Source organism: Streptomyces sp. NBC_01520 (assembly GCF_045040375.1).
GTDB lineage: Bacteria > Actinomycetota > Actinomycetes > Streptomycetales > Streptomycetaceae > Streptomyces.
Genome location: NZ_CP109405.1, coordinates 95,217 through 104,356 on the forward strand (window position 1 = coordinate 95,217; position 9,140 = coordinate 104,356).

Below are 9,140 nucleotides of genomic sequence, written 5' to 3' on the forward strand. Positions count from 1 at the left end.
CAGGCTGCCGCGACGCAGGCCCTGGCCGATGAGGAGCACCAGGTGCCGGACCACGCAGTGCCCGAACAGAGGTCCGGCCGCTGGTTCTCTCGCCGCTCCTGACCGGGCGAACCCACTCGCTGGCCGTGAGGTGGGTTCGCCCGGGCGCCGGTGTCTCAGGCCGACTCGCTTAGCGAGCAGCCCGAGGCACGCTGGATGGTGTGACCAGCGCGCCGATCGTCGTGCACCGACCTTCCCACTCGGGTAACCGGATAGTCACCGTGCACAGCTACGGCCGGCACGAGATCCTCGGCACCGCCTACAGCGACCACGACCTGGTCGTGTTCCTCGAGGGCGCTGGCGTCGTTGAACCCAAGGCCGTCCTGGACGACTCGCGGTGGGTGGAGTGGCGTGGCGGCCACGCCCACGAATTCCACGCCGCCTGGCGGAGAGGGTGGGCCGGGCGCACGTGCTGCGCTCGGCCCACTGCCGGTCAGCCGAAGACCGTCAGCCGGGCATTACGGTGGGATACGAAGACCTCCGGGGTGGTGTGTTCCTAGACAGCTCCACCACACCGAAGGTCTTCGCCTTTCATCAAGACCCCAGTGTCAACAATGCTCGTGATCAATACACCTAGGTGGTGGCGCGGGGCATACGCAGTGCGGACGGGGTTGGGCGACCGATCGGCAGGACGCCGACAACGATGAGCCGGGGTACCTCGGTGGCACTGCGCGCGTGGTGGATGATCCAGACGCTGTCCTCGATACTCCGGTAGCCGCTGGCGTGGCCGCTGTCATCCCCGACCAAGAGCACGCCAAAGGGAGGGCCGGTCGCGGTGTAGTTGGCGGCCTGTGCGAGGTAGCTCTTCTCGATGCGTTCGCGGGTCCATCTGGTGTCGCGGCGTTTGACCTCGGCGACGAAGCGGCTGCCGGGTTCGGGGGTGTAAGTGACATCGGTGCGTCCGCTGGCGACGTCGATGAGTTCGCGCTGCACGGTGCCGGGGGTGAGCGTGCCGGCGAGGTGCTGGTGGAGGTCGTCCTGGACGTGCTTCTCGGCCCAGTGGTCGGGGCTGCCGTCGGGCTTCTTGCCAGGGCAGGGGCCGAGGTAGGCGGTGCGGGCGCCGTAGTAGTCGGCCTGGGCGTCGAAGCGGTCGTAGAGGAACCGCAGGAACTGCTCCAGCAGGGTGGTGAAGTAGGAGCTGTCGCGCTGCGTCCAGGCGGGGCTGGTGGCCAGCTCCCCGAGCAGGGATTCCAGGTGGGCGTCGAAGCGGGCGTTGCCGGTGGGGGTGTAGCCCTTCGACTGCTGCTGCAAGAGCTGCTCGATCCGATCCAGGAGCAGTGGGTCGAGGTCGTCACGCAGTCCCGGGGCGTCAGCCTGGAAGAGCCCGGCGAGCGTGGGGCGGCCCTCCAGGGCTTTTCCCGGCATCACCTGCCCGGTCGACGACGGTGCCTGCCGCTGGGCTTGGACGACCTCGTACAGCGCCCGCGCGTCGGGGGAGCCGGTGAACTGCGGGTCGGTAGTGAGGGCCTGTTCGAGGTGGTGCAGCAGGCCGTCGCTGCGTACGAACGCGGCCTCCACCGGTGGGCTCACCAGTGCCGTCAGGCCGCCGGATCCATCGGCCCGGGTGGTGTGGATGCTGCGGCTGGCGACGTAGACGTCCAGCAGATCGCCGAGGGTGCCGGCCGGGTCGTACCAGCTGGGTTGGTCCAGGTGGGTGCGGGCGGTCTGGAGCGAGGTGACGAGCCGGGACCAGGCGCTCTGCGCAAGTCCGCGGGCGCTGAGCCAGTCCAGCCGGTGCATACCGCGGGTCCACTCGGTCAGCAGCGTGGCCGTGGCATCCAGTTGGGCGGCGGCCTGGGCCAGGCGCTGCTCGGCGGGTGCGGCTGTCGTGGGCTGCTGGTCGAGTTCACCGAAGGCGAGGACCGCATCGACGGCGGCGGCGTGGGCGCGGGCGTCGAGTCGGGCCTCGTGGGTGCGGTCGAGGTCCTTGAACCGCATCAGGGCCCGGTGCAGATGGTCTTCGACGGCCGAGCGGTCGGATGCCTCCAGCGCGCTGCGCATGTCCGCGACGGCCAGTTCGAAGGTGGCGTCGGCCCGGGTGCCCGCTGGCAGATCGTTCTGATTCTCCAGTGCGCTCAGGACATCGAGCAGGGTGTCGTCGCCGAAGTGGTCGTGGGCGACGCCGACCAGGATCGGCAGGCGCTCCAGTGCCTCGGACGGCTCGGCCCCGGTGATCTCGGCGAGCAACGCCATGAGGCGGTGCGGGGTGGCCGTCTGAGCGACGGCCAGGCGCAGCAGCCCGGCGACGGCCGGCTGGGCGAGAGCGGCATCGGCGTCGCCGGCGAGCGCGGCCTCCACGTGTGCGGCAAGATCCCGGACGGTGCGGGTGCCGAGGCGGGTGGCGAGCGCCGGGTGGGCGCACACCACGTCGATCGCGTCGGCCAGGACCCAGGCGGCCTGGGGGTTCCGCAGCCCCTGGGCCGCGGCGTCAAGCAACCGCCGGGCCTGGTCACCGTCCACGGCGTCGAGGTCGCGGCCGAGTGCCGTGAGCAGATAGGGCAGGAGCGGACCGGCAGCGAGCTGGTCGGCCTCCGCGATCACCGCCTCGGCACCGCCGAGGTCCGCGATCGAGGGCCCGGCGTCCAGCTCGTCGTCGGTCGCGTTGCTGGCCCAGGCCTGGAGCGTCTGGTCCACGCTTGAGGCCACGGTCCTCTCCTTGTCGCCGGCCGGTTCGCGAACGAGCAGCTTAGAACAGGTGTTCACCGTCGCTGGTGATGAGGTGGTCCTTCGGCAGGGCGTCGACGAGCTCGGGCTGCGCCGTGGTGAGAACGACCTGCAGCTCGGGAAGTTCTGCGGCGATAGCCTGCAGCTCGGCGATTAGGGTGCGGGCTGGCACCTCGGTGACCTCTTCGGCGGCTACCGAGTCGATCAGAAGAAGGCCGGGGTGCGTGGCCACGCCACGGTCAGCACTCACACGCAGAAGCGCGATGACGGTCGCGATCCGCATGCGGAGCCGGTCGCCGCGGCTGAGCCTCTTGAACGTGGTCTTCACCCCGGCCTTGACGGCATTGACCTTGCCGGCGCGGTCGAGTTTGACGCTGTCGAGGTTCTGGACGCCGAACCGTGTGGCGAGCTCGACGATCGCTTCGTTCATCGCCGGGAACAGCTGCTTCGCCGCGGCGTCGACGGCCGCGCGGACAGCTTCCTCGGTGGCGGCCAGGACTTGGGCGGACACAGGGACCGGCGGAGCCGGAGACGTCGATCCGGTCGCCTCGAGCCGTCCGCGGAGCTCGGCCGCCCGGATCTCCAGGTCACGCAGCCGGTCGTGGGCCTGCGAGGTGGCAAGTCCCTGGTCCAGGCCGGCCGCCGCCTCGCGATGGTCGGCCAGAGCACTCTGCACCGCCTCCGCCGCCCTCAGCCGCCGGTCGGTTGCCTCCCTCTCGGCATCCTGGGATCGCTCCAGGGTCTGCTCCAGCTCCGCCAGCAGCGCTTCGGCGGTCTCCGGGTCGACCTCGGGCAGCGGCCGCGTGCACACCGCACAGTTCGCCTGCTCACGTTCCTCGCTGCGCCGCCCACTGCCCAGCGGCTCCTCACACCGCGGACAGCACACCGGGTCCAGCCGTCCCAGGACCCGCCGGGCCTGCCACGTCTCCCGGGCATCCAGTAGCCCCTGCTCCGCGCGCATCCGGGCGGCGGACACCTCCGTGAGCGTCTGCTCGGCCTCCTCCAACAGCGCCCGCACGCCGCGCAGCTCCGTCGCAGCCTGGTCGGTGGCCCGCAGGAGCGGGGAGATGTCTTGGGCAGCCGCCCGGCGCCACGCCTCGATCTGCCCAGTCACGTCGGCGAGTTCGGTCTGCCACGCCTCGCGCTCGGTCCGGCGGGCTTCCGCGTCCCCTTCCGCCCGGCGCTGTCCCTGGGTGATCGTCTTCTTCTCCCGCTTCCCGGCGACGGACAGCTGGGTGAGGGCCGTGCTGTATGGGATGTCGACGAACAGCTCCATGAGCCGTCCGGGCAGGCCACCGGCGACATCGCCGAGCAGGATCTCGTCCCCACCGGGATTGAGGTAGCAGGCGCCGAAGTACGACGCCCACCCGTGGACCTGCGGGGCCCCCTCGCCGTCGGCGCCGCCGGTCACCTGCCACAGGTTGGTGTGCTCCATACGCAGCGCGTCCAGGAAGAACTCACCGATACACCGGCTCACCTCCTCGTTGCCGGACGCTGTCGCCAGCAGACGAAGCGCTTCGTCGTCCGCGGCAAGCAGCTGGTCGACGGACTCCCCGGCGAGGATCCGGCCCCGCAACTGCGGGTGCGGCTGGTCATCGACGTCCAAGACAATGCGGATCGCCCGGCCAGCCACAGCGATGTCCACGCTCAGATGCCGCAGCCACGATCGGACATCGGGCGGCAGATCGCGCGGCCCGCCGCGCAACGGGAAGACGAGGAACTCCAGCAGGCTGGTCTTCCCGGCGCTGTTGTCCGGGTGGACGATCGCCCACACCCCTGGAGTGAAGGGCTGCTCCACGGTGAAGTCGTCGCCCGAGTGCTTCGTGCCGCTGGCGCGCAGCCGGATGATGCGCAGCCGCCGGTCGGCGGCAGTCGGACTCTTCAGGGTGATGTTCGCCTCGGCCAGAGTCCGCTCGACCTGCACCGGCGTTAGCCCCAGCTTCTGTGCGACCTCCTTCAGGATGTCGCCGGCGCTCGGGGCAACGGTCAGGTCCGCCGTGTTGGAGCGGGCCGGGCCGGGCGGCGCGGTCATGAAGCCTCCTGGTCAGTGTCGCCCGTGGCTCCCGGGCCTGGTGCCGCTTGAAGTTCGCGCAGCCGCTCGCGGGCCTGCTCGGTGATGGGGCCGATATGCTGGCCCCAGGGGGTGTCGGCGTAGTCCCGCAGCAGGTACTGCCGGTCCTTTAGCTGCGTGCCGCCGAGACCGTCGACCAGGTCCACGACCAGGCGGGTGCGCTCGACGTACCAGGCCAGCGCGGGCGCCTCGGCGACCATCGACTGAGCCACCTGCCGACCCCGCTCCAGCAGGAAGTAGATGTGCTCCACCACGCGCTCACGCCCGAGGACTTGCGTCTTGCGCAGCAGCCCCCGTTCCACCAGCGGCGCCAGAGCGTCATCAAGCTCCTCGAAGGCGCCGTACTTGTAACGCAGCATCGGGAAGCGCCGCAAATCCGGTTCCTCCGACTCCAGAATCTCTGCGGCAAGCTCCAGCAGCCGAGGAACGTCCGGAGTAGCCACGTACTCGTTCATCAGCTCGTAGGCCAGGTAGTCCGGATTGCGGACCCAGAAGTCGAGCTTCTGCAGTCGCACCTGGGTGTGGACCACCCCGACGGTCGCCGGCGGCACCGACGCACCTTCGGCCGCCGGCTTTGAGGCGGCGTCGATCAGCAACAGCAGCCGCACCGAATCCTGCCAGCGAGTGGCCCGACGTACTCCTGCGGATCCGACCATCACGCTCCTCTGGATCGGCACACATCCTAGGCCCTGAACAACATCCTGACAGCGTGTTGAGGTGAGTGGGGGGAAGTCGGCGCGAATCGGCGCACCCAAGTCGCGCTGGTCGCCAGAGCCTGACCAGCGGGCTAACTGGTCCAGGTCTTGATCGAGCAGACCGCGGTGACGACGACGCCCACCATCACGACCACCGTATGCCGATGGCGGACAGCTGCTCCATCCGTTCCGGTGTCAGGGTCGCCGCCCGGGAGCGCTGGTTGCTAATCCAGGCGCCCAGCTTGTGCTCGCGCTCCTCCTGGTCCCCGCCGACGATCCGCTCGACGTGCTTCCTCGGGACCTGGAGGTGCCCCTCGCGCTCGTAGAACTGCTTGGCGGCCTCATAGTGCATCGCCCACTTGTCGGCCTGCGTACGGGTTCGCTGAGGCTTCTCGTCCTCGGGCGCGGGCTCGATCCCCAGGACCTGCTCGCACATCCACTGCTGCACCCCGGTGAGCTGGTCCCACCCGTATCGCACCGACTGCACCCACCGCCCGAGATCCTCGCCCTGGCGCACGACGTCGCCCACCTCGGTGGGCAGCGCCTCGCCCGCGTCCAGGTGCATCCGGACCAGGTGGAAGGCCCGCTGCCACGTCACCGGCCAGCTCGGGCACCAGGACGCGTCGATCTCCTCCAACTGCTCACGCCGCTCGTCCGACAGCGCCCCGGCCGACGACTCCACCGGCAGCCCCTCGGCACGCCGCTGCTCGTTCTCCTGCGCCTTCCGGGCGGCGGCCCGCGCGTTCTTCAGGAAGGTGCCCACCTTCGCGCCCTGGAAGGTGGCGTCCAGCGGGGCCAGGAGGTGCCCGTGTTCGGCGGCCCATCCGCGCGCGGCGGACAGGCCCTCCTCCCACGCGACGTCGAAGTGGCTCCAGATCATGCCGAGCTTCTCCAGCTGCGCGACGCGGTCCTCGTCCATGTCGCCGCGGGCGTAGAAGCGGCGGGCGTCGGCGGTCCACTGCCCGAGAGGGAACCCGGCGAGCGAGGCCGGCCACCCGGTGGCTTCCGCCTCCTGGTCGTCGACGGCGGGTACCCGGAACGTGAACGGCACGCGGAGGTCACCGTGCTCGCGGGCGTAGATGACGGCGGCCTCTACGCCGCGCCGCCAGTGCTCGTGTTCGGGGTTGAGGACGCGCAGGTTGATGAACGCGGCGAGGGCGGCCGGGTCGCGGGGCGTGGAGAACTTCAGCAGGGCCTTGGCGGGGGCGCTGACGCCTCCGGAGCCCTCGCCGCTCCCCCTGCCGCTCTCGTCCTGCGCTACGGGCTTGTAGACGCTCGGCACCTGCTGCTCCGCGAGGGTCTCCACGATCCGCGCGTCGTGCGCCCGCAGCGCCTCCAGGAGCTTGGCCAGCCCGCCGAAGGCCCTGGACGTGAGCATGTTGTCCGCAGTCTCCCCGGGCCCGAGCAGGACCGGCACCACGAGGGAAGCCACCTTGCCCTCGCCCGGCTGCATCCGCAGCGCCCGGCCCACGGCCTGGACCAGGTCTGGCATCGAGCCGCGTACGTCCGCCCAGTACACGGAGTCACAGTTTTTGGTGTCGACGCCCTCACCCAACACCTTCACCGAGCACAGGAAGCACTTCTCCACCACGGTGCCGTCCGTGGCGATCCCGGCCGCGAACTCCCTGAGCAGCCGGCGCCGGTGGAGCGGCTTGTGATCACCGCACAGCCAGTCCGCCCAGATCGTCTTCGGGTACAGCTCAGGGTCGCTGGCATGCAGCTGCGCGGTGACGTCCGGGAGGCCGGCCGCGAATGCTTCGGCCTCCTTCACCATGTGGTGGAAGACCAGCGTGCGCCGGAAGTTCTCCTCCGCCGAAGCCTTCACCAGGGCGGTCTGCAGCGCAGCGAGCCGGGCCCCACGGACCTCTGCCGAGCGGCCTTCGGCGCCCAGGAGCTGCGCGGCCTGGAGCGCGGTGTCGGTGACATCCACGCATACGACCTGGTAGGGGGCACAGATTCCCCGGTCGATGGCCTCCGAGAGCGTCAGCGTGAAGCAGCGGCTGCCGAAGGGGCTCTCGGGGTCGTCTTCCATGCTCGCGACCAGCTCGCCCGGTGCGCCGGCCTCGTTCTCGTCCCCGAGCTGCCACAGCCGGGGCGTGGCCGTCATGTACAGACGGCGCAGGGACGGGATCTTCTGGTTGTCGTGGACGACCGCCCACGGCTTTCCGATCCGGCCCGAAACGCGGTGGGCTTCGTCCACGACGATCAGGTCCCAAGCCGCGAGGCCCCCGGCGTGCGCCCGCTCCAGCGTGCCCAGACCGAGGCTGGCGTACGTGGCGTACACGGTGACCTTGCCCAGGTTCCGCGTCCACTCCACCAGCTCGTCCACGTCCGTGGTGTTGGGGAAGGACACCTCCTCACCCCGCAGCGAGGACACCCCGATCATCGGGCCCCGACGGCCCCCCTCACTCCACGCGGCCTCGGTCTGGGCGAGCAGGTCCAGCGAGGGCACGAGCACCAGCACACGGCCCGCGTGGAGCTCCTCCGCGCTGCGGACCGCCACCCGGGTCTTCCCGGACCCGGTCGCCATGATCACCTGCGTTCGAAGCCCCCGCTCCGGCACAAGTGATCTTGCAGGCAATTCGAGGGCGCGGAGGACCGCGTCAACGGCTTCTCGCTGGGTTGCCTCGCGCTGATCTGCGCGCTCCGTGATTGACATGTTAGTCCTTCTCTCCCTAGGCGCTGCCTCGCTGATTTGAGCGGAGCGAAACGGGAAGTCTGCACGTAGAAGAGCTGAATGGGATCCGATCGGGCTGATGCGGCCGAGCGGTCTACCCTCCCGTTGCCAGAACACCTGCAAGGCTTTGCAATTGCTCCGGATCAACTTTCGAAGCGACGCTGGCGGGATGATCTAATTCCAGAGTATATCTCATGCTTATTTTTGAAGCAGATCCCCTTTGGTAGGATGCGAAAGATCTGTTCGGTTCCCGGTAAGGCGAGCTACCCCTAGGGTGGCGGTCATGGGACGAACCACGTTATGGCAGGGCCTCTACAGATGGTTCTGCTCTCTACCCGCCTTCAGTCAGGGCGTCATCTTCCTAGCCTTCTTCCTAGCCCTTGGCATACCCCTCCTGAGCCTGTTTCAGGAGGGGGTCCCTGGTGGCGGTAGCGGGAAGAACCCGCAGAGCCCGTCGAAGCATGCAGTGGCCTACCACGGCGGTGAAGGAGCAGCGCTCGGCGCAATCGACTCCGGAAGGGTGAACCCCCTAACCGTCCGCACTGACAATGCTGCACGCCTTGCGTGCCAGCTCATCACTCAGACGGGCAGTACGGGTACAGCCCCTGATACCCAAGAAGACTGGTACCAAGGATGCATCGACACGATGGTAGGCCGATCCCCGAATCCACCGAAGTAACCCCCCGACCGCCACCCCTCAAGAGCACCGGCCCCGACCACCCGTCACAGCCCTCCCCTTTGTGGCCGCTTGTGGCACACCTGACCCGCACGAGAGTTGGGGCGCACCCCGGGTGGCTGGAGCGCAGCGGAGGCCACGGGCGGCCGGAGGCCGGCCCGGCCCGCAACGCGGGCCGAATGCCCTGCGGTTGGCGGTGGGCGCGAAGCGCATGCCGCCCGGTGGCGAGTGGAGCGAGCCACCTCCGCTCACGCGGAGCGTGAGCGGCCGGGGAGCGCAGCGAGCCGGATCGCTTGCATATCGCGCAGCGATATGGTA

5 protein-coding genes are annotated in these 9,140 nt (G+C 69.5%); 1 reads left to right on the forward strand and 4 read right to left on the reverse strand.

Going from position 1 to position 9,140, the window contains the following annotated elements; translation table 11 throughout:
* Positions 1-200: 200 nt before the first annotated feature.
* The gene (locus OG524_RS36735; RefSeq protein ID WP_405812573.1) at positions 201-539 is read left to right on the forward strand and encodes a hypothetical protein; all 339 of its coding nucleotides are present in this window, start codon (positions 201-203) and stop codon (positions 537-539) included.
* A 73-nt stretch (positions 540-612) separates the two neighbouring features.
* On the opposite strand, the gene OG524_RS36740 is transcribed toward OG524_RS36735, so the two are convergent.
* The 4 genes from OG524_RS36740 to OG524_RS36755 form a co-directional block, all read right to left on the reverse strand.
* A complete protein-coding gene (locus OG524_RS36740) occupies positions 613-2,685 on the reverse strand; it encodes a hypothetical protein (protein WP_405812574.1) in 2,073 nt (690 codons plus the stop codon).
* A 40-nt stretch (positions 2,686-2,725) separates the two neighbouring features.
* A complete protein-coding gene (locus OG524_RS36745) occupies positions 2,726-4,735 on the reverse strand; it encodes a hypothetical protein (protein ID WP_331762333.1) in 2,010 nt (669 codons plus the stop codon).
* Positions 4,732-5,382: a hypothetical protein gene (locus OG524_RS36750; protein WP_331762335.1), complete on the reverse strand. Its 651-nt coding sequence runs from the start codon at positions 5,380-5,382 to the stop codon at positions 4,732-4,734. Before OG524_RS36750 ends, OG524_RS36745 begins: the two co-directional genes overlap by 4 nt.
* A gap of 232 nt (positions 5,383-5,614) precedes the next feature.
* Positions 5,615-8,128, reverse strand: a complete 2,514-nt coding sequence (locus tag OG524_RS36755; RefSeq protein WP_331762337.1) for a Helicase associated domain protein — start codon at positions 8,126-8,128, stop codon at positions 5,615-5,617.
* Between the last annotated feature and the right edge of the window lie 1,012 nt (positions 8,129-9,140).